Genomic DNA, 21307 nt, shown 5'->3' on the forward strand with positions numbered 1-21307 from the left:
CTCCCATTCAATTAATGACCGTAAAATGGCCTTGCACTTTCTGGAACTATTTTTTTAAATTCGTCATATTCATCTTCTTTTAAATCAAAATCATATTTTTCCAATAACTCTTTTAATTCAAGTTTATCTTCCCATGTTAATTCGTCAATTTTAGCATTATATCCTAAGCTTTTAACTTCCCCTTTAACATAGATTACACCACGAATAATAGATTCTGCAACATCTTCTCCCACATCACCTAAGATAACCATACGGCCACCCATCATGAATATTCCAGTCATAAATCCGGAATTTCCACCAATGACAATAGTGCCGTTTTTCATGATTTCTCCAGTCCTTGAACCTACTGATTTACGAACAACAACTGTTCCCCCATAGATTCCCTGTCCTGCTCCATCACCAGCTGATCCTTCAACAACTACTTCACCATCAGTTAAATTATCTCCAACAAACCAGCCAGCATTACCGTTAATTTTAATTTTCGGACCATCACACATTGTTCCTGTGAAATAACCTACAGAACCATCCAATTCAATGTTAACTTCATCAGTCACTCCTGCAACCAAATAATGCATTGCATTAGGATTTTTAATAAGTATTTTATCATAATCTTTTGCAGACTCTTTAACTTGTGAATTTAATTCACGTGGAGAAAGTGATGCTGCATCTAATTCTTTTATTTTCATTAAAACCAACCCTTAAATTTCATACACCATTACTTCACCAGGAGAAATTTGTTCAATATTTTGAGTATCAACAACTTCCCTTAAAGATACTTCTTCAGATGCAATTGCAAAAACATCATCAGTCTCTGCCATTACTCCCGGACGTAATCCTAATTTATCTTTAGCTATTCCAATACCATTTGGAGTTCCTATAATATAAGAAAACGGACCATCCATATCTTCTACAGATTGTTCCAGTGCTTCTTCTAAAGAATAACCCGTATCTAATTTATCTGCAATATAATGAACTAAACACTCAGTATCATTAAATGTTTCAAATACATGGCCTTTTCTTTCTAATGGATCTCTAATGTTCCAATAATTTGTAATTTGACCATTGTGGACAACAGAAACATCTTTAACAATATAAGTTTCAAATGGATGTGCATGGTATCTGTCTACACCACTTTCTGTTGAAAACCTTGTATGGCCTATAGCATGAGTTCCTTTAACCTCACGTACATCGTACCTTTCTGCAATATCCAATACAGAACCTACATCCTTAATCATTTCAAAATCCTGACTTCCATTAATTACAATAACATCATCAATTGTATCAACAGTTGATATAAGTGGTTTAAGTTCTGAAAAGTTATCTAATTGAACTTTACATTTATAAATAAATGAATCTCCAACAGATGGAAGAACTTCATCACCCTGAATTGGAGTTACAAAGTTTATTGTATCTTTTACTGTTTCTAATAATCTTGGTTGTTCTTTTACTTGGATTTTTAAGATGTATTCATCATCTTTAAGACCAGTTCCACCATAAATTGAATAACCTGCAGAATCAGGACCTCTATGCTGAAGTTGATGGAGCATATTGGTCATATCATTACCTGCACAATGTAATTTTTTATCTTTATAAACTATACCAGCTATTCCGCACAATTTAAAACCTCCTTTATAAAATATTCATGAATTCGAGTATCATCAGTTAATTCCGGATGAAATGCAATAGCTATATTATGTCCTTGCTGAATAGCTACTATCTCATCATCCAATTCAGATAAAACTTTAATATCTTCTTTAGTCTTATCATAATCATCAAGTGACGGCGCTCTAATGAAAACTCCCAAATAATCCTCCCCTAAAATAGAAATTGGACTTTCAAATGAATCTACTTGTCTTCCAAATGCATTCCTTTTAACTGAAATGTCCATAATTCCCAATAACGGTTGATCAAAATCAGTTTTTTTACCAAGCAAAACCATTCCTGCACAAGTTCCAAAAACAGGAATCTTGTTATCTTTAATAACTTTATCTATCCCTCTTTCTTTGATGATTTTTCCTATTACAGTACTTTCACCACCAGAAATGATTACACCATCACAGTTAGCTACTTCATCAGCATACCTTACAGAAATTGCTTCTGCTTCAATACCCATATTTTCAATAGCTTTCTTTGTAATGTCGTAATGTTCACTTACGGCACCTTGTAAATTTAGTATTCCTATTGTAATCATATAACTCACTAACCATTCTAAACAATTATTTTAAAAAAATAGCAGTAATTCTAAAAGTTATAGTAAAATTATTAAGATATAGAATATTTGCTAATATAATATTTATCCTTTCATATTATATAAATGTAGTGGAAAACTACTTCCGACCAAAAAATTTTCTGAAAAAAAGTAACTATAAAAATATAAATTTAAACAATATTCAAAAAAAGTGGTAAAAAAAGGGAAAAAATGAAGAAAATAACAAAATTAGTTATTCATTTTTAATGCTATTTATTGCATTTACAGCACCGGCTCTAACATAACCGCTTTCATCTTCTAAAAGTGCTTCAAGTGGTTCAATAGCTGCATCGTCTTTTAAGTTTCCTAAAGCCCAGGCAGCCGCACCTCTTACCCTCCAATCTTCATCATCTAAAATTTCAATTAAAGGATCAACAGCTAACTGTCCCATACGACTTAAAGCAGTAGAAGCTTCTCTTCTAACTAATTTATTATTATCCCTTAAAGTTAAGATTAAAGCATTGATGGATTTGGGATAAGACATAGCACCTAAAATTTTTGCTGCATTTAAACGAATATTTTTCTTCCTATGGGATAATGCAGATATTAAAGCATCTACTGATTCTTCCCCCATCATTTCCAATTCACCAGCAGTCGCTTCAACAACAAATTCATCTTGGTCATTTAAATCTTCAATTAATTCTTCAACAGATTTTGACATAAACATTCCTCACTATATTTAATATAACTGTAAACATATAATAGTTATATCTAACTATATAAATATATTTCGAAAATATACGAACAAAATTAAATAAGTGAAATAATGTACAAAATTGCAATAATACCAGGAGATGGAATTGGAAAAGAAGTAATGGAATCTGGCGAATATCTGCTAGACAAACTTGATTTGAATTTCAGTTTTGAATATGGTGAAGCCGGTTTTGAATGTTACAACAAAAATGGAGTTACATTACCTGAAGAAACCATTAAAATAGCTAAAAAATCAGATGCAACATTGTTTGGAGCTAGTACAAGCACACCAGGCCAACCAAGCCCAATTATAAATCTTAGAAAAGAACTTGATGTTTATGCAAATTTAAGGCCAATAAAATCCTACAAAGGAGTCAGATCAATACAGGACAATATTGATTTCCTAATAGTTCGTGAAAATACTGAAGGACTCTATAGCCAAGTTGAATATGAACAAGACAATAAACTAATTGCTCAAAGAATCATTACACGAAAAGCTAGTGAAAAAATAGCTAAAGTTGCTTTTGAACAATGCATAGCCAAACAAAAAGAAAAAGTAACCTGCGTACATAAAAGCAATGTCTTAAAAAAAACTGATGGAATATTTAAAGAAAGCTTTTACAAAATAGCTGAAAATTACCCGAATATTGAAAGCAATGATTTTTATGTTGATGCAGCGGCAATGTATCTTATTACCCGGCCCCAAAACTTTGATGTGATTGTAACCAGCAATCTGTTTGGAGATATTCTATCTGATGAAGGTGCAGGTCTTGTAGGTGGACTTGGACTTGCTCCTTCAGGAAACATTGGAGATGAACACGGATTATTTGAACCTGTTCATGGATCTGCACCAGATATTGCAGGAAAAGGCATAGCCAATCCATGTTCCATGATTTTAACAATAGCTATGATGCTGGATTACTTAAAAGAATATGAGATAAGCAATAAAATAAATAAAGCTGTTGAAAATGTTGTAAGTGCCAGCAAAACATTAACTCCTGATTTAGGTGGAAATAGCACTACAGCAGAACTTACTGAAGCTATCGTGCATGAAATACTTGAAGGTGACTACTAAATGCTTAATATAACTACATTTCTTGATGCAAATGCTTGCAGATTAGATAAAAATGTTTTATACAATCCAAAATCTAATGAAAAATACAATTCCCGTGAAATATTAGCAATAACTTCAGAAATTGCTCGTGACCTAAAAAATTGCAGCATTAAAAAAGGAGACAGAGTTTTAATATATTTAAATAACTCAACCAGCTATTTATTCTCATTATTTGCAATTTGGAGACTTGGAGCTATAGCTATTCCAACAAACAGAGTATTTACTCCTCATGAACTTGAATACATCATTGATGATTCGCAGGCAAAATTAATGATTACTGATGAAGATGCAAAAGATATTGTTGATTTAGACAAATATATTCCAAAAAATATTGAAAATTATAAAAATGGAGAAATTTTACCTGCAGAGCCTACAGATTGGGATGATTTATGTCAGTTACAGTACACTTCAGGAACAACAGGTCAACCAAAAGGGGCCATGCTTACTCATGGAAATTATTTCACTGCAATCCATAATGAATGTGATGTATTAACATTAAAACAAGACGATGTTTACATGGGAATATATCCAATGGCTCATGTAGGATTATCATGGGCAATAGCTGCACTTAGAGCAGGAGCTTATTACATCATGGTAGAGCAATTTAATTTAGATGAATATCTTGAATTATGCCAACAAGAAAATGTTACTGTTCTAACAGGAATGCCTCCTGTAATACACTCCCTGACAAGATTAGAAACAGGTGCTGAAAAACAGTTAAAAACTGTACGTGAAATAATAAGCGGAGGTGGACCGCTACACAGAAAAATCTGGAAACAATTCCATGAAAAATACGGCATTCCAATAATTAATGCTTACGGATTATCTGAAACAATTGTAATTGGAACCGGGACTGTTATCAGACCAGAGGATTATAGAACTGCAGACAGATTTGAAAGTGTTGGACATCCAGTTTGTTTTTCAGAAGTTAAAATTGTTGATGAACATGACTACACCAAAGAGCTTGAAAAATACGAACACGGTGAAATTGCACTAAGAGGTCCTGCAGTAGCTAAAGGTTATTGGAGACGTGAAGTATCTACAAAAGAATCATTTTTAGAAGATGGGTGGTTTTTAACAGGAGATATCGGATATCTTGATGATGATAATCGTTTGTTCATTACAGACCGTAAAAAAGACATGATTGTGATGAGCGGATGGAAAATTTATCCAACAGAAGTAGAAGAAATTCTAATCAAATATCCCGAAGTAAAAGAAATAGCTATTTTCAGTATTCCTGATTGTCATCGCGGAGAATTACCTGTAGCTGCAGTAGTTTGGGAAAATAAAGAAGACAACGAAGGTTTAATTAGCTATGCACGTGAAAATCTTTCAAGATATAAAGTGCCAAGAAAAATATTTAGCCTAAAAGAGCTTCCAAGAGTTAATGGATGGAAACTGCTTAGAAGAAAATTAAGAGAAGAATATAATCATTTATAGATTATATTCCATTTATTTTTTAAAATAAGAACTATTTATAAATCATAGTTCCAATACCGTTTTTTGTGAAAATTTCAAGTAAAAGAGAATGTTTTTTACGTCCATCAATTATATGGCAGGATTTAACACCATCTTCAATTGCTTTAACACATGTTTCAATTTTTGGAATCATTCCTCCAGAAATAACTCCCTGTTCAATTAAATCCGGCACTTCATCTATTTTTATTCTTTGAATTAATGAGTTCTGATCATTAGGATCTCTTAAAACTCCCGGAACATCAGTTAAAATTATTAACTTTTCAGCATCAACAGAACTGGCTATTTCACCAGCTGCAGTATCTGCATTTAAATTTAAACTTGATCCATCATCAGCTATACCAACAGGAGAGATAACTGGAATATAATTGTTTTTTAAAAACATTTCAAGCAAATCTGTATTGATGCAATCAATTTCTCCCACAAGACCTAAATCAATTTCTTCTTCCCCACCAGATTCACTGGTAACTTTACTAACTGGTTTTTTATGAGCAAAAATCAATCTGCTGTCTTTACCAGATAAACTGATACCTTTTCCATCATGATAAGAAATTTGAGAAACAATATCCGTACTTATTTTACCGACTAAAACCATTTCAATAATTTCCATAGTTTCTTCATCAGTAACCCTTAATCCTTTAATAAATTTAGGTTCTTTACCTAACTTGTCCATAGATCTAGATATTTCCGGACCTCCACCATGAACAATAAGTGGTTCCATACCTACATATTTTAAAAGAACAGTATCTCTAACTGTAGAAGACATTGCATCTTCATCTATCATAGCATGCCCTCCATACTTAATCAGAATCTTTTTTTCATGGAATTTTTTAATATAAGGTAAAGCCTCAACTAAAATATTTACGTCCTTCATTTAATCACTACAATAATTATTTTACTTAATACTTTATTAAATCTTTGGAATTCTTCATTTTTAAAAAAAATCAATTTTAATAAATATCTGAATTTTATCATTCAAAACATATGAAAAAAAGTTTCTTCTAAAAAAATTTATATTTAAATCGGAGTTCCACAGAACGGACAAACTGCATCTCCTGCATCAACCATCTCACCACAAACTGGGCAGATTACAGTAAACTCATCGTCCTCTTCTTCACACATTATTTATCCCACACCAACACTGTTTTTCCAAAACCTGAGATATAATCTTTGTCAAAAGCTTCTTTTAAATCATTTAATGATTTTACAGTTACAACTTCACCAATTAACTTATCTAATGAATCAAATAATTTAGGGTTGTTTTTAAGTATTTCAACTACTTTCAAGAAGTCTTTATGTTCACTTCTACTTATTCCCTGAATTGTTAATCCTTTTTCCAAAACCAATCTCGTATTAATCGGAATAGGATATTCGCTTACTCCAAATAAGATTACTGATCCCTGAGGATTTATTGTATTTATTATCTGATCAATAGCTGCCTGTGATGCATTTGATCCAACACACTCAAATCCATGGTCAACAGCTAAATCGTCTGGAACCTCATGGAATTTATAGGTTTTATCAGCAAATGAAAATAAGTTTAGATTTTCACCATGTTTTCCAATAACTATAACTTCACTTTCAGGATAGAACTCTTTTAGAAACAGAGCCATAATATATCCCAAGTTTCCGTCTCCCCAAACACCAAATCTGTTTTTGTGTTTAATAGCTATTTTTTCAAATCTGTCTATTCCATGACAGATTACTGAAATTAATTCTATAAATGCTGATATTTTCAAATTAAAATTATCCGGTAGTTTAACTAGTCTGTCTGGATTTAGTTGAATTAAATCACTTGTAAATCCATCAAAACCGCTGCCTCTAAATTTTGATGACGGCAAGTAATTAGCTGATATGTAATCATCTTTTTTTGTTGGAGTATTTGGTATCATTACAACATTATCTCCAACATTGAAGCTCCCTGTATTGTCAAATACCACTTCCCCAACTCCTTCATGAATTAGAGCCATTGGCAATTTTTCTTCAAGAACATCACTTGCTCTTTTACCCTGATAATATCTCTGATCAGCTTGACAAATTGACAGATATGTTGGCCTTACAATTACATCATCTATGTTAATCTCTTCTATAGCTTCTTCAAAGAATTTTGGAGCTACTAATCTGTAAATAATATTAATCATTTTTATCATTTAGAATCGTATTAGCCAATTTCAAATCATAAGGATATGTAATTTTAATATTTGTTACATCTCCTTTAACAAGAGATACATCAACACCTTTTAAAACAAATATTTTAGCAGCATCTGTAAGTATCTCCTTTTCATCATCACTTAAATCATCAATTAAAGAATTCAACTTATTAATTTTAAATGTTTGCGGAGTTTGACCCTGATAAAAATAATCCCGGATTGGAATATTTTTAATAACTTTACCGTCTCTACTTTCTACAATTGTATCTGTAGCCGGAATTACTGTATCACAGGCTCCACATTCTTTTGCAGCTTTAATATTGTCCCGAATAATTCTATGAGTTACAAATGGACGAACAGAATCATGAGTTATAATTATGGAATCATCATCAACATCATGATTTTCATTAATATAATCAATACTGTTTTTTAAAGTGTCATTTCTAGTTTCTCCACCTTCAATCACAACCACTTTATCATTATTTGGAATATATTCTTCAATTAGATACTTAGTGTGATTTATAAAATTTTGTGGAGTTAAAACTATCACTTCATCAATTTCATCAATAATTACAAATTTTTCAATTGTGTGGATTAAAATAGGCCTATCTCCTAAATTTAAAAATTGTTTAGGAGTATCTGTGTCCCCCATTCTTGATCCGATTCCACCTGCCAATATAGCTACAAAAATCATTTTTAACTACTCTTTTTCAAATATTATTAAATAATGAGATTTACCTTCAGGAATATCTTCCCCAATTTCTTCATTTAAATAAGTCATTTTAAGACCATGTGCTGAGAATAATTCCTGCAAATCTTCTGGAGAACTCCTAATAACTGTTGGAGGTCCATTTTTAACATCCTGTTTTTTATAATCCATAATAGCTATTCTTCCACCATCGGTTTTAATTACTCTAGCTAATTCATCCACTGCCTCATCTAAAGTTCTTGTAGCTTTAAAACCATGGAAAACATTAACCATCAAAATAACATCCAATGTTTCATCATCCAAATCAATATGTTCAGCAATATTAGATACAATTGGAATTAAGTTATCTGCATTGTTTTCTTGTTTGTATTTAAGCATATCCTCAATAGACGGTTCATACATATCTAAAGCATAAACACATCCATCAGTAATGTATTCTTCCAATGCTTTAATAGCTACATGACCATCCCCACAGCCTGCATCCATAAAGTTCTCACTACCTGTGAGATTTAATTCATCTAAAAATTCGTTAGCATCAAGGAATTTTTCACTAGTCATACCTTGAATTCTATGGCCATTTGCCGGCATCATCATTTTCTTTTTACCCATAATACCACATCTTATAGTATATGAGTAATAATCTTTAAAAAATAGTATATAATTTTTTCTAAGTAAAAATAAGCTTAAAATTTAAAAAAAGTTATGAAAAAAGAGGATTATTTTTTCCAGGTTTGTTTAACTCCTCTTCCTCTTTTACTACCAGGTTTGGTATAACTTCTTTTTGCTCTTGTTCTTTTATTGGTTCCTTTAACTTTTGCCATAATCATATCCCCATTAAATTTATTTAATAAATTAAAATCAAACAATATAACTATAATAGTTAAAATTTGATTCAATATCAGTTTAATCGAAAATCAAAAATAGAATTTCTATAACATAAAAATATTTACTTCTTAAAGTATTTATATCTTTTCTTTAAGTGGTATATTCAGCATTGATTTTCACATAATCATAACTTAAATCACATCCCCATGCTGTAGCTTCAGCTTCACCTTTATTAAGATTAACATTAACAATAACCTCTTCACCAAGCATAATTTTCTCAGCTCTCAAAAGATTATCCGTTCCTTCAAAAGCAAGGATTTTTCCATCCTTTACAAGATCAACTTCATCATTTTTATTAGCTATAGCTATTGTTACTGTATCTGCACTTACATCTGCTCCAGAATAACCAATTGCTGAGACTATTCTTCCCCAATTTGGATCACCACCAAATACTGCAGATTTGAATAAAGGAGAAGTTACAATTGCTTTTGCAGCCAATCTGGATTCATCAATATTTTTAGCTCCATAAATATTAGCTTCTATAACTTTAGATGCTCCTTCACCATCTTTAACCATTTTTTTAGCCAAATCAATACACAGATATTCAAGTGCTTTTTGGAAATTCGGATCAATTTCACCATCATGAACTATATTAACTCCAGATGCTTTATTTGCCATAAGTAAACAGGTGTCATTTGTACTTTCATCACCATCAACAACAATCATGTTAAAACTTTTATTGACAGCTATTTTAAGAGCTTTATTAATGTCTTTACTTTCCATTATTCCGTCAGTTACAATAAATGACAGCATAGTTCCCATATTTGGAGCAATCATTCCACTACCTTTTGTAATTCCTGCAATTTTTACTTTTTGACCATTGGTTAATGTAACTTCAAGAGCACATTGTTTTGGAATTTTATCAGTAGTCATAATAGCATTTGCAGCAGCTAATGAATCTTCAGGTTTATTTCCAAGATTAGAAAATACTTTAGAAGCTACATCAGTTATAATATCCAAAGGCATTTTACGGCCAATAACTCCAGTTGAAGAAATAGCTATTTCATCTTCAGGAATATTCAGTTCTTTAGAAACCAATTCAACCAATGATTTACAGTCTTCTATTCCCTGATTGCCTGTAAAACAATTAGCATTTCCACTGTTGACAAATACTGCTGAAACTTTTCCATTTTCAATAACTTTTTTAGTATATATAACAGGAGCTGCAACAATTTTATTTGATGTAAATACAGCAGAAGCATCACTATTTTCACATACAATAACTGCAACACCATATTTTCCTTCTTTAGCACCTGCTACCTTAATATTATCAATAACTGACAATCCACCATCAAGTTCTTTAAATATCATAATAATCCCATTATAAAAAAATAAATTAGTCATTAGTTGAATAATCTAAGTTTGATTCACCCTTTTCAAGGTAATTTGACTCATCTATTTCTGAATCATAAACAATATCACTGTTTGTATCATTTATATTTGTAGTCATTTCATGAGTAACATTTTCAACGTGTGTTGTGTTATTAGCCACATCATCACCATCATCTGAAATAACCATAGATACACCAATACCTGCACCTACACAAAAAGCAATTAATGCTATAACCATAAACACAACAAGTGTTCCATCGTTTTTAGACGCCACTTTAATCCCTTTCTTTTAATTAATTTTTTAATAAACTACTCTTATTTAAACATTAAGATAATAGTGCATAAACAAGTGCCAATACTATTCCAATAAAACTAAACATTCCTAAACCGAATATAGATAAAACATAAACAAATATAAACACAAATGCAAATATTCCAATTAATTTACCTTTTTGATTTTCAATCAAATCTATAATTGTTCTTGAAAATTCAGAAGGAATATTGTAAGCATATAACCCATTAGCTAATTCAAATACAACTAATGATAATGGAGATGTTGAATTTAAACTATCAACTAATTGAGCTCTCTCACCCGCTTCTCTCCTACTTCTGCCAATTCCTGCTCTGATTTTTGCACCATTATCCAATGCAAACCAAGCAGAATCGAGTCCTGCACGAATAGCTAAATCTTTTGATGGGAATCTAGCTATAAAATCATCACCACCTTCCCTATAACCTTCTAATTCACCTTCACATTCAGTTTCAATAAAATTTTTAATTCCTGTCATTAATTCAACAAGTTTATTTCTACCATTTTTACTGATAAAACCAGTTGAGTCTATTAAATCAATGAATAAATAATTTTGAAATTCTTTAGGTTCAGATTGCATTAATTTAAATGGTTCATCAAATACAAGTGCGTATTCCCCACCAAGCTTAGTAAATGCAACTCCGGGAAAATTTCCAACATTTTGAGTATAATTAATTGAACGCTCAATAGAAGCAGCTCCAGTCATACCAACTGCAGAAATAATTGGAACACCTTTTTCTAATCCAATTCCAATAATTTCAATAGCTACCCTTATTGCATCATTTTTACTTAACATTCTTGCAACAAGTTCTGTAGAGCTCTTTTCAACTATCAGTCCTTTTTCATTTTCAATTATTTTAACAAATATATTAATTAAATTAGAAGGATGCGGAAGCTCAACATAGAAGTAACGATCACTACCCATAATAATGTTACTTACAAGTGCATATTCTTCAACTTTATTTTCAGCTGCTTTTAGTTCATAAAAATTATATTCTTCTGGAAGATTTTCTACACCAACATCCCGTTTAAGATTTTCTAAAATACTTTCAGAGGTAATTTCAGCTTTTTCAAGTTCAAAAAGAATAGTTTGAGTATAATTAAATAGCTCCACATATTCAGTTTCAACAGAATTTGTCGGAAAAAACTTAGTTCCAACACTAATTGGATTAAGTTTTGTAGATAGCTTAATAATTTCCTTAGTTAAGCTATTAACCATCCAAACCTCCTCCTTTTTCTAGCTCAATCTCAAAATCTCCCGGTTTTTCTAAAAGCATGTCTGGTTTAACAGAAACAAATGGAAATTTCCAAGACCCCAGCCTTCCAGCTATAGTACTGGCAATGTTTCTTGAATTTTTCTTAATAAATACTTCATCATGAGTACTTACACGAACAAGAACATTATAAGGAGCATGTTCAGTAACTTCATCAGCTAACATTATATTTAACTCAAAAGTGCCCGGTTTTGTAAATAAATCGTTACGAACAGCTATTAATGGTTTTTTCTCAAGTCTTAACCTGTCAGCAACGGTAACAGATATATTGCCCGCATTTTTAACAGCTAATTTGTAATCTTTTGGATGAACCAATACAAAAATAACATAAGGAGCAGCTACTTCCACATCATCAACCATGTCTACAATCTTGTTAAACATAGGTATCTTAGAAAAAACCTTTTCCAGTTTAGAACTGGCATCATTATCACTATCTATACGAATAATAGCCTGTTTAGCAATGTTTAATGGTGAAATTTCCAAACCTTCTTTCCCAGTATAAACTTCCCATCTTTTAAAGTTTAATTCCTTAATAATTTCATCAGATATATGTTGCAAAATGTTTTTATCCTTTTTAGGTGATTTAGGTTTTCCAAATGTAACTCTGCCATTTTCTATTACAAAAGGAATCCTCATAGAATTAATATTTTTAAATTCTGCAGCATAATCTCTGAATTTGTCATTAGATAAAATTTTAGCTTTTTCATTATGGGCAATGTTAAGAATAAAATGATCTGCATCATTACCTGCCGGAACTTCTTCTACATTTTCACTTTCCAACAATTTTTCAAATTTTTCTTTATCATCAATGTCATGACGAAGTGATGCGTCAGCAATTATTACAAATTCATCACCACTTTCTTCTAAAGATTTAACCGCAGCTAAAATATTGGACATTTGAGGCTGTGAATTTTCATTTTTTGTACTATATGCAACATTTGAAGCATCAACAACAACTTTCACATTATCACCTAAAATTTATTTAATTAATATTTATATTATTTGTAAATTTTATATTTAAATTTAATTAAGAGTTAACTAAATGCTATTTCTTGGATATTCTCCAAATAAAAACCTTTCCCCATCAACTTTATTAAGAAATATCCTAATTGTATCTTCAGTAATTTCATATACATTATATGAATTTTTATCATTACCTCTAAGCTTATTAGAAGATAATGACCCTGCATTAACAAATAAAGTATTATTCATTTTCCAAATATTTGGAACATGTTTATGTCCTGCAAGTACCAAATCAACTTCATGATCAGTTAATGTTTTAAGAACATCTCCAGCATCAGTTAATACATTACGCTCTCTACCAGTTTTTGGAATGGGAATTACATGATGATGAAGAGCCACAATACTAAACAACTCATCAATAACACATTGATCCAATTGATGTTCCATCCAAAGATGCTGCGGCCTGCCAATATTCCCACTTGATATATCTGGAGAACTGCTGTCTAATCCTACAACTACAAATTCATCATCTTTTGTAAGTTTCCAACTACATTCACCAATTAACTCTTCAAAAGTCTCATAACCTAAATTACGAGCATCATGGTTTCCAGGTACTGCAAATAACGGTGCATCAAACATTCCCAAATATTTGGTAGCTTGAACAAATTCATTATAATAACCATTATTAGTCAAATCACCTGTTAATATTATCATGTCTGGATTTATGGCATTTATTTCAGCTACAGCTTTTATAAAAACATCTTCATCAAATCCCAATTCACTAACATGCAAATCAGAAATATGTACAATAAGAGGCATATTATTATCCTATTGAGTTAATTTTAAGATAGCTTCTGCAAGATCGCCGTTAGTCTCTTCCAAAGCTGCTTTTGCTTCATCTTCAGACACTTTTGCCTGATTAGCTACCATTTCAATATCTTCATCAGGAATAACAAGTTCTTCATCAACTGTTACCTCATGTGCTTTACCAGTTACTTGATAAGTTTCTTGACCCATTACATTCATCAAACTTACTTCAGCATTTGGAATGACTAATTCTTTATCTTCTAAACGGATTATGACTTCTTTGACCCCTTTAAGGTCTTTCATGTCCATACCCATCTTTTTCATTTGTCTTTCCATTTTTTTCATCTGTTTTGCATTCATACCAGGTATCATAATATTATCCTCATTAATTTAATTATTAGTAAATATCTATGTTTTTTAATATTATTAAAATTAATTATAGAATTCACAATTATGCAAACATAACCTTTATCTATATAACATATATAAAATAACATATTTAACGAATATTAAATAATGAAGGAGTAAATTATGAAAGTTTTGTTTGTTAACCCGCCACAAACTGCTTCTAAATATAAATTTATGGGAGTAATAGCTCCACCATTAGGTATTGCATACATGGCTGGAGTACTGCAAGAAAACAATGTTGATGTTGAAATACTTGATGCTTCTGCAGAAGATATGGATTTTAAAGATGTTGAAAATGAACTGCTTAAAAGAAAACCTGATTTAGTAGCTCTAACTGCACTTACTCCAACAATAGGAAGAGCGCTTGAAACTGCACAGGTAGTTAAAGAAACCCTTCCAGACTCAATAGTTGTAATAGGAGGATATCATCCTACATTTAATTTTATAGAAACCTTAAAAGATGAAAATATAGATATTGTAATTAGAGGTGAAGGAGAATACATCATGTTAAATCTAGTGCAGACTCTAGAAAATCAGAGCAGCTTACATGATGTTGAAGGAATTGTATTTGAAGACAAATACTCAAAAGAAATTGTAATAACTCCTGAAGCTCCGCTGATAGAAGATTTAGACAAACTTCCATTTCCTGCACTAAATTTATTGCCAATGGACAAATACCGTCTATTAGACATGGATACCCATATGACCACTATGATTACAACTAGAGGATGTCCTATGCAGTGTTCTTTTTGCTCATCAGCTGCAATGCATGGAAGAAAAATTCGGGAAAGAAGTGTAGAAAACATTGTTGATGAAATAGAACATCTGAAAACAGATTATAATATTGACACAATAGCATTTATGGATGATACTTTTACTTTAAAAAAACGAAAAGTAATGGCAATTTGTGATGAGATATTAAAAAGAAATATTAAAATCATGTGGGGATGTACATCACGTGTAGACACTTTAGACGAAGAAGTATTAAAAAAAATGAAAGAAGCGGGATGTATTACAATATTTATAGGCGTAGAATCAGCAGATCAGCAACAATTAGACCGTATGTGCAAAAACACCACTATAACAAAAATTGAAAATGCATTTAAAATTGCGCATAAACTAAAAATAAGAACAATAGCTTCAGTAGCTTTAGGTATGCCTGGAGATACTAAAGAAATTATGAATAAAACAATTAAATTTGTCCATAAACTTAAACCGAATTATGCAATATACAGTTTAGCGACTCCTTACCCCGGAACAAAATTCTATAAGGAATCTTTTGAAAAAAATCTTATAAAAATAAAAGACTGGTCTAAATATACTTTAATAACCCCAATTTTAGAAACAGTAGACTGTTCATTAAAAGATATGAGAAAAATTCAGGCAAAAGCATTTATTAAATTTTATTTAAGGCCACATTATATAATAAAACAGTTTTTACAGGACGGTCCTTACCTTTTAAAAACAATCTTTGGAGTAATAAAAACTGCACTATCAAAAACTCCTGCAAATACAGATTACAATAAAAAAGAATTAAAAAATATGTGATTTTTAAAAATAATTTTTTTGGTGAACATTAAATAACAAAATTACATATTTTTTTATCAACACCAGTAATAAAATAGTTTAAAATAATTTTCAAAATGGAGATTAAATTTAAGAAATGTGTTTGAATTTTCTAATTTGACATATTAATTGGGAGGTAATGTTAATTTCTATTGTCAATTGGCGAAAATAATTAAACTATTTTTTACCAGCATCTGAAATAAGAAATAATTATCAAGAATTTATTAACTACATCAAACACCACAAATTGAAATTAATGTTAAGGGGATTTTTCAATTTTTCGTCAGAATGTCGTACAATAATTAATTTAGTGTTAAACACCAATATTAGCAGAAATTTAATAACAATTGAATATAGCCAATAACCTTGAAATAATCATCACTTACAAAACAATGTAATGTATAGTTTACACTGTGTAATATATCCTTTACATCTTATGACATATATATTTTACTATTTTGAAAAAATAAAAAAAAATAAAAAAGAGAACAGGTATTAATAATCCCTATTCCAGTATACAATCCCATAGATTATACATAATAAAGTGGATAAAATGATTAATACATAAACACCCCAAATCCAAGGGTCCTCAATTCCTAAAACCATCATTGTACCCCACTTCCTTTATTATCAATATCTTCAAATGCTTTATCAATAATTTCCTGAGCTGGAGGTTTTGTAAGTAAACTAACAACTAATGTAAATATAGCAGAAATAGGAACTGCTATTAACATTACATCAATATAAGGCCATGGCATAGCCGGCAATAAAGTTGCACAACCAAATATTGCCTTACACAATCCTAAACCTTTAGCTGTTTTTGCAAATACAAAGAGTAACCAGAATAAACTAACAACTGTTCCAGAAACAATTCCTGCAATAGCACCTTTAGTAGTAATTCCTTTCCAATACAATGCACCTAAAAACACAGGTAAAAATGCAGCAGCACAAATTTCAAAGAATAAACTTGTTCCAAGAGCAATAATACTTCCCGGAAGAGAAAATGCCAATATTAAAGCTAAAATAATGGCTATAAGAATACCAATTCTTGTAACTGTAATCTGATCTGCTTTTTGTTTAGCTTTATTTCTTAAAGTACCATAAATATCTACACCAAATGCAGTTCCCTGAGTATGAAGCTGAGAACTGATTGTAGACATAGCTGCAGCTAATAATGACAATAAGAAAATATACACAAACCATTCAGGCAGTGCCATTGTAATAAATGTCGGAATAACTTTATCAACATTTCCACCAACAACATCTACAGCAATCTTTCCCAATTTATCAAAGAAATATACATTAGAAAGTGATCCTACAATATAAGCTGTAGTTGGCATTATTGCAATAAATAATCCTCCAACAAGAACAGATCTGTTTAATTCCTTATCAGATTTAACAGTCATGAATCTTACAATCAATTGCGGTTGAGCTAATACTCCAATACCTACACCAATAAGAGTAGATGAAACTAAACTCCACCAAAATGGTGAACCAAATTCCGGGAATGTCGTCCAACCCGTTCCTCCAGTAGCTGTAGCACTAGCTGGATATAAGCTTACCATATCTGTTAATGCTGTGTTTGCATGAGTTACACCACCTAACAACCAATAAACAAATCCAAGTAAAAATACCATTGCACAAACCATAATTACGCCCTGCAATGCATCAGTATACATTACTCCCTTAATACCTCCAAAGAATACATAGAATGTAATTATAATTGCCAATATAAATAATGATATTCCAAAATCAATCATTAAAGAAGATTCCAAGAACCTTGCAGCTCCAATAAGAACTACAGCTGCATAAAGAGGCATGGCACAAAAAATAATTAATCCTGACAAATAATGAATACATTTACTGTTAAAACGTTTACCTAAGAACTCCGGAAATGTTAAAGAACCTAAACTGTGTCCCATTCTACGAGTTCTTTTACCTAAAAATACAAAAGCTATGAATATTCCCACAATTATATTTAAAAATGCTAACCAAAGAACACTCATACCATATTCACCAGCAACTCCTCCAAAACCAATGATAGCTGCTGTCGAAATAAATGTTGCACCATAACTTAAAGCCATGATTGCAGGATTTGTATCCTTTCCACCTATCATAAAATCCTCGGAGGATTCTGTTTCTTTCCATGCATAATAACCTACATATACTAAAGCAAAAATGTAAATTATAAATACAATCGCTAAAATCATAATGTCCATAATTTAAACTCCAGATATATTAAAAAAAATTAATATATGATTAAATTTTTAATATGAATAGTTATATATAATTTTATATTAAAAATTAGAACAAAGAATATTTAACAAGTGATACAATGGTATGGAACAAAGAAGCCGAATGTATGAGTAAAGAAGAAAAAGAAAAATTACAGTTAGAAAGATTACAACAAACTGTTAAATTAGCTTATAATAATGTTTCATTTTATAAAGAAAAATTTGATGAAGCTGGTATCACCCCAGAATACATAAAAACATTGAAAGATATTGAAAAAATCCCATTTACAACAAAAGACGATTTAAGAGCAGCTTATCCATTTGGTTTATTTGCTGTTCCTTACGAAGAAATTGTAGAAATTCATGCATCTTCAGGAACAAGCGGAAAACCAACAGTTACCGGATACACTAAAGAAGATCTGGATATCTGGTCAGAATGTATTGCACGCGGTCTTGGAATGGTAGGTGTTGAAAAAGAATACATTATTCAAAATGCATTCGGATACGGATTATTTACCGGAGGATTCGGTATTCACCACGGAGCTCAAAAATTTGGAGCAATAACAGTACCAATCTCTGCAGGAAACACAAAAAGACAGCTTGAAACTATGAAAGACTTTCAAAGTGATGTTATAACCTGTACACCTTCATATGCAATGTATCTTGGAGAAAGTCTTGAAGGGTCTGACATTAATTTGGAAGATATTAATTTAAAAATAGGAATTCACGGAGCTGAAATGTGGACCGAAGAAATGAGACATAAAATTGAAGATACATTAAACATTAAAGCATACAATATTTATGGTCTAACTGAAATTATGGGTCCTGGAGTAGCTCAGGAATGTATCGAACAAAATGGTATGCATATTCAAGATGATCATTTCTATCCTGAAATTATTAATCCAAAAACTGGAGAAACCCTAAAAGCAGGACAGAAAGGGGAACTTGTATTAACTACACTTACCAAAACTGGAATACCAATTTTAAGATTCAGAACAAAAGATTTAACCTCATTAATCATAGAAGAATGTGCATGTGGAAGAACCAGTGTAAGAATGAGTAGAATTACCGGTAGAAGCGATGACATGTTAAAAATCAGAGGAGTTATGGTTTTCCCATCACAAATCGAAAAGGCTTTACTTAAAATTAAAGGAGCAAGTCCAAACTACTTAATTAAAGTAACAAGACCTGATACTTTAGATGAAGTTGAAGTTAAAGTAGAAGCTACTAAAGAATTATTCTCTGATGAAATGAAAGAAATGGAAAAAACTGAGGCAATGATTGTAAAATCCATTAAAAGTGAAACTGGATTAAGAGTTAATGTAACTTTATGTGAACCAGAATCATTACCAAGAAGTGAAGGAAAATCTGTAAGAGTTATTGATGAAAGAAACTTTGAATAAGGTGAAAGCATGGTAGTAAAACAAATATCTGTATTTATAGAAAACAAAGAAGGAAGAATGAAAAAAGCTATTAATACATTAGCTCAGGAAAACATAAACATACGTGCACTTTCAATAGCTGATACAACAAAATACGGAATCTTAAGATTAATCGTTTCAGACAATAAAAAAGCTATTGAAGCATTGGAAAAAGACGGATTCATTGTAAAAGAAAATGATGTCATTATTGTGGCAGTTCCAGATGAACCAAACGGATTGAACTCTACATTAGCTATATTTGATGAAAAAGGTATTAATTTAGATTACCTCTATGCATTTGTAAGTTCAAAAACAGAAAAAGCTATTGTAGTAATGAGATTGAAAAATATGGATGAATCAATTACTCTTTTAAAAGATAGTGATGCACACATTCTGGAAAAAAAAGATATAGAAGATTTATAGAAAAGACCTCCTCTTTTCTTAATCTTCTTCAGTTAAAACAATTTCAATACATTCTTCAACAAAATAATAGGAATCATCCACTTCTTTTAAAGTTTTAGCTTTTTCAGTTAACTCATGTGATTCCAGCAAATGCATGAAATCGTTGAAAAACAAATTCCACTCGTCCTGTTCATCCTCATCACAATAACTAGTATTTAACCTGATATCTGCAGGATTATCAGACCAGTCAACACCATCATAAAATTCCTGAGCTTCAATATTGCCATCTTCATCATAATCAATAGCCATTGAAAGCTCAAACTTTTTAGTTCCTGCTTCTTTAGATAATTTGAATTCCGGCATTTTGAAAACCTCCATCAATAATATTTTTAAAATTCTTTTAACAATGATGCAATATCTGCTTTAGAATAACCTAACCTAACAAATAAACTTTTAACAGGTTCTGTTTCAGGAACAACACCAAGTTCTGACCATCTTTTAAAATCATTATGCAATATACTGTTTATTAAAAGCTGAATAGTGATTAAATCATCACTTTTAATAGCTACAAAAGCATCTTCATCTTTAAAAACATTTTCAGGATCAATTAAAGTGACATTTCCTGTTTTATCCTTTTTTAATATAGCATTATCAATTTTATAAGGCATGTATAACAACCTCTTTTTAGTACTTACTTAATATTAATTAATTTATAATAATTTAAATATTTAACCTTTAATCCAATTATAACCACTTTCAATAGCTTTTAAGTTTAATTCATGAAATTTTGGTTTTAAATTATTTTTCATAGCTGCAATAACAGATTCTTTAGAAAGTGGAAATTTATCATCTGCAGTTACTGCCCCCAATAAAACCATGTTTAAAGCCAATACATTTCCAGCATCAATAGCTAATTTAGTTCCATCAATAGGAAGGACATGTTTGAAATTTTCTTTTAAAACCTCAGTAATATTAGCTACACCAGGATAAGGTTTATCTGATGAAGCTGGAACAATAGGATGAGTGTTAAATACTATTTTAGTATCATCATTTACTTTATTTAATCCCCTTATAGTTTCTATAGGCTCAAATGAAAGCAACATATCTGCACCATGTTCCGGAATAATTGAACTGTTATAATCACCTATTTTTAATTCTGTAGAAACAGAACCTCCCCTTTGAGACATTCCATGAATTTCACTCATGACTACATTTAATCCCTGATTCATTGCAGCTTCTCCAATAATTACAGAGGTTTTAATAATTCCCTGACCTCCAACACCACAAATATAAATATTATAATGATTATCCATAT

Annotated in this window: 25 protein-coding genes; 5 read left to right on the plus strand and 20 right to left on the minus strand. The window is 30.9% G+C overall.

What is annotated here, in order from left to right; genetic code table 11:
• Positions 1–11: 11 nt before the first annotated feature.
• The 4 genes from K4897_RS02370 to K4897_RS02385 form a co-directional block, all read right to left on the minus strand.
• Entirely contained in the window at positions 12–686 is a 675-nt protein-coding gene (locus K4897_RS02370; protein WP_019266298.1) for a GXGXG domain-containing protein, read from the minus strand.
• Between the two features lie 12 nt (positions 687–698).
• Complete coding sequence (locus tag K4897_RS02375; protein ID WP_019264258.1) at positions 699–1616, minus strand: glutamine amidotransferase family protein; 918 nt, start codon at positions 1614–1616, stop codon at positions 699–701.
• Positions 1604–2191 (minus strand): pyridoxal 5'-phosphate synthase glutaminase subunit PdxT, encoded by a 588-nt coding sequence (gene pdxT / locus K4897_RS02380; RefSeq protein ID WP_019266299.1) that lies wholly within the window; start codon positions 2189–2191, stop codon positions 1604–1606. Before pdxT ends, K4897_RS02375 begins: the two co-directional genes overlap by 13 nt.
• Positions 2192–2441: 250 nt before the next feature.
• A complete protein-coding gene (locus tag K4897_RS02385; RefSeq protein WP_250416467.1) occupies positions 2442–2909 on the minus strand; it encodes a HEAT repeat domain-containing protein in 468 nt (155 codons plus the stop codon).
• 105 nt (positions 2910–3014) lie between these two features.
• Here K4897_RS02385 and aksF point away from each other — a divergent pair, with 105 nt between their 5' ends.
• Positions 3015–4016 carry a homoisocitrate dehydrogenase gene (gene aksF, locus K4897_RS02390; protein ID WP_250416470.1) on the plus strand — a complete coding sequence of 334 codons (1002 nt, stop codon included), beginning with the start codon at positions 3015–3017 and terminating at the stop codon, positions 4014–4016.
• On the plus strand, positions 4017–5495 hold the full coding sequence (locus K4897_RS02395; RefSeq protein WP_250416473.1) for a class I adenylate-forming enzyme family protein: 1479 nt from the start codon (positions 4017–4019) through the stop codon (positions 5493–5495).
• Positions 5496–5526: 31 nt separating this feature from the next.
• Here K4897_RS02395 and argB read toward each other — a convergent pair whose 3' ends face one another.
• The 11 genes from argB to K4897_RS02450 all read right to left on the minus strand — a co-directional run bounded on the left by argB (position 5527) and on the right by K4897_RS02450 (position 14333).
• Positions 5527–6405 carry an acetylglutamate kinase gene (gene argB / locus K4897_RS02400; protein WP_019264263.1) on the minus strand — a complete coding sequence of 293 codons (879 nt, stop codon included), beginning with the start codon at positions 6403–6405 and terminating at the stop codon, positions 5527–5529.
• A 143-nt stretch (positions 6406–6548) separates the two neighbouring features.
• Positions 6549–6653, minus strand: coding sequence for a zinc-ribbon domain-containing protein (locus K4897_RS02405; protein WP_019264264.1), 105 nt, complete (start codon positions 6651–6653; stop codon positions 6549–6551).
• Positions 6653–7681: a ribitol-5-phosphate dehydrogenase gene (locus tag K4897_RS02410; protein WP_250416475.1), complete on the minus strand. Its 1029-nt coding sequence runs from the start codon at positions 7679–7681 to the stop codon at positions 6653–6655. The genes K4897_RS02405 and K4897_RS02410 overlap by 1 nt, the downstream gene beginning before the upstream one ends.
• Positions 7665–8375 carry a 2-C-methyl-D-erythritol 4-phosphate cytidylyltransferase gene (locus K4897_RS02415; protein WP_094516675.1) on the minus strand — a complete coding sequence of 237 codons (711 nt, stop codon included), beginning with the start codon at positions 8373–8375 and terminating at the stop codon, positions 7665–7667. The genes K4897_RS02410 and K4897_RS02415 overlap by 17 nt, the downstream gene beginning before the upstream one ends.
• Positions 8376–8381: 6 nt before the next feature.
• On the minus strand, positions 8382–8999 hold the full coding sequence (locus K4897_RS02420) for a class I SAM-dependent methyltransferase (RefSeq protein ID WP_019264267.1): 618 nt from the start codon (positions 8997–8999) through the stop codon (positions 8382–8384).
• Between the two features lie 366 nt (positions 9000–9365).
• A complete protein-coding gene (gene argJ / locus K4897_RS02425) occupies positions 9366–10586 on the minus strand; it encodes a bifunctional ornithine acetyltransferase/N-acetylglutamate synthase (protein ID WP_250416476.1) in 1221 nt (406 codons plus the stop codon).
• A 25-nt stretch (positions 10587–10611) separates the two neighbouring features.
• Positions 10612–10881 (minus strand): hypothetical protein, encoded by a 270-nt coding sequence (locus K4897_RS02430; protein ID WP_019264269.1) that lies wholly within the window; start codon positions 10879–10881, stop codon positions 10612–10614.
• 52 nt (positions 10882–10933) lie between these two features.
• On the minus strand, positions 10934–12136 hold the full coding sequence (locus K4897_RS02435) for a hypothetical protein (RefSeq protein ID WP_019264270.1): 1203 nt from the start codon (positions 12134–12136) through the stop codon (positions 10934–10936).
• On the minus strand, positions 12129–13154 hold the full coding sequence (locus K4897_RS02440) for a hypothetical protein (RefSeq protein ID WP_019264271.1): 1026 nt from the start codon (positions 13152–13154) through the stop codon (positions 12129–12131). Before K4897_RS02440 ends, K4897_RS02435 begins: the two co-directional genes overlap by 8 nt.
• Before the next feature lie 75 nt (positions 13155–13229).
• Positions 13230–13973: a metallophosphoesterase gene (locus tag K4897_RS02445; RefSeq protein ID WP_019264272.1), complete on the minus strand. Its 744-nt coding sequence runs from the start codon at positions 13971–13973 to the stop codon at positions 13230–13232.
• 9 nt (positions 13974–13982) lie between these two features.
• Positions 13983–14333 (minus strand): nascent polypeptide-associated complex protein, encoded by a 351-nt coding sequence (locus tag K4897_RS02450; RefSeq protein WP_019264273.1) that lies wholly within the window; start codon positions 14331–14333, stop codon positions 13983–13985.
• A 159-nt stretch (positions 14334–14492) separates the two neighbouring features.
• On the opposite strand from K4897_RS02450, the gene K4897_RS02455 reads away from it, so the two are divergent.
• Positions 14493–15917, plus strand: coding sequence for a B12-binding domain-containing radical SAM protein (locus K4897_RS02455; protein ID WP_250416478.1), 1425 nt, complete (start codon positions 14493–14495; stop codon positions 15915–15917).
• Between the two features lie 513 nt (positions 15918–16430).
• Here the strand turns inward: K4897_RS02455 and K4897_RS09150 are convergent.
• Positions 16431–16544 carry a symporter small accessory protein gene (locus K4897_RS09150; protein WP_019264275.1) on the minus strand — a complete coding sequence of 38 codons (114 nt, stop codon included), beginning with the start codon at positions 16542–16544 and terminating at the stop codon, positions 16431–16433.
• Positions 16541–18154, minus strand: a complete 1614-nt coding sequence (locus K4897_RS02460) for a sodium:solute symporter (protein WP_019264276.1) — start codon at positions 18152–18154, stop codon at positions 16541–16543. Before K4897_RS02460 ends, K4897_RS09150 begins: the two co-directional genes overlap by 4 nt.
• A gap of 116 nt (positions 18155–18270) precedes the next feature.
• Between K4897_RS02460 and K4897_RS02465 the strand changes: the two genes are divergently transcribed.
• Together K4897_RS02465 and K4897_RS02470 are read left to right on the plus strand one after the other, a co-directional pair.
• Complete coding sequence (locus tag K4897_RS02465) at positions 18271–19572, plus strand: phenylacetate--CoA ligase family protein (RefSeq protein ID WP_250416480.1); 1302 nt, start codon at positions 18271–18273, stop codon at positions 19570–19572.
• 9 nt (positions 19573–19581) lie between these two features.
• The gene (locus K4897_RS02470; protein ID WP_250416483.1) at positions 19582–20013 is read left to right on the plus strand and encodes an amino acid-binding protein; all 432 of its coding nucleotides are present in this window, start codon (positions 19582–19584) and stop codon (positions 20011–20013) included.
• An 18-nt stretch (positions 20014–20031) separates the two neighbouring features.
• Here the strand turns inward: K4897_RS02470 and K4897_RS02475 are convergent, their stop codons facing one another.
• The 3 genes from K4897_RS02475 to K4897_RS02485 are packed head-to-tail and all read right to left on the minus strand — an operon-like array spanning position 20032 to position 21305.
• The gene (locus K4897_RS02475; protein WP_094516672.1) at positions 20032–20355 is read right to left on the minus strand and encodes a hypothetical protein; all 324 of its coding nucleotides are present in this window, start codon (positions 20353–20355) and stop codon (positions 20032–20034) included.
• A 26-nt stretch (positions 20356–20381) separates the two neighbouring features.
• Entirely contained in the window at positions 20382–20660 is a 279-nt protein-coding gene (locus K4897_RS02480; protein ID WP_019264280.1) for a hypothetical protein, read from the minus strand.
• A 60-nt stretch (positions 20661–20720) separates the two neighbouring features.
• Positions 20721–21305, minus strand: a complete 585-nt coding sequence (locus K4897_RS02485; protein WP_019266305.1) for an indolepyruvate oxidoreductase subunit beta — start codon at positions 21303–21305, stop codon at positions 20721–20723.
• Positions 21306–21307: the final 2 nt, after the last annotated feature.

Source organism: Methanobrevibacter sp. TLL-48-HuF1 (assembly GCF_023617305.1).
GTDB lineage: Archaea > Methanobacteriota > Methanobacteria > Methanobacteriales > Methanobacteriaceae > Methanocatella > Methanocatella intestini.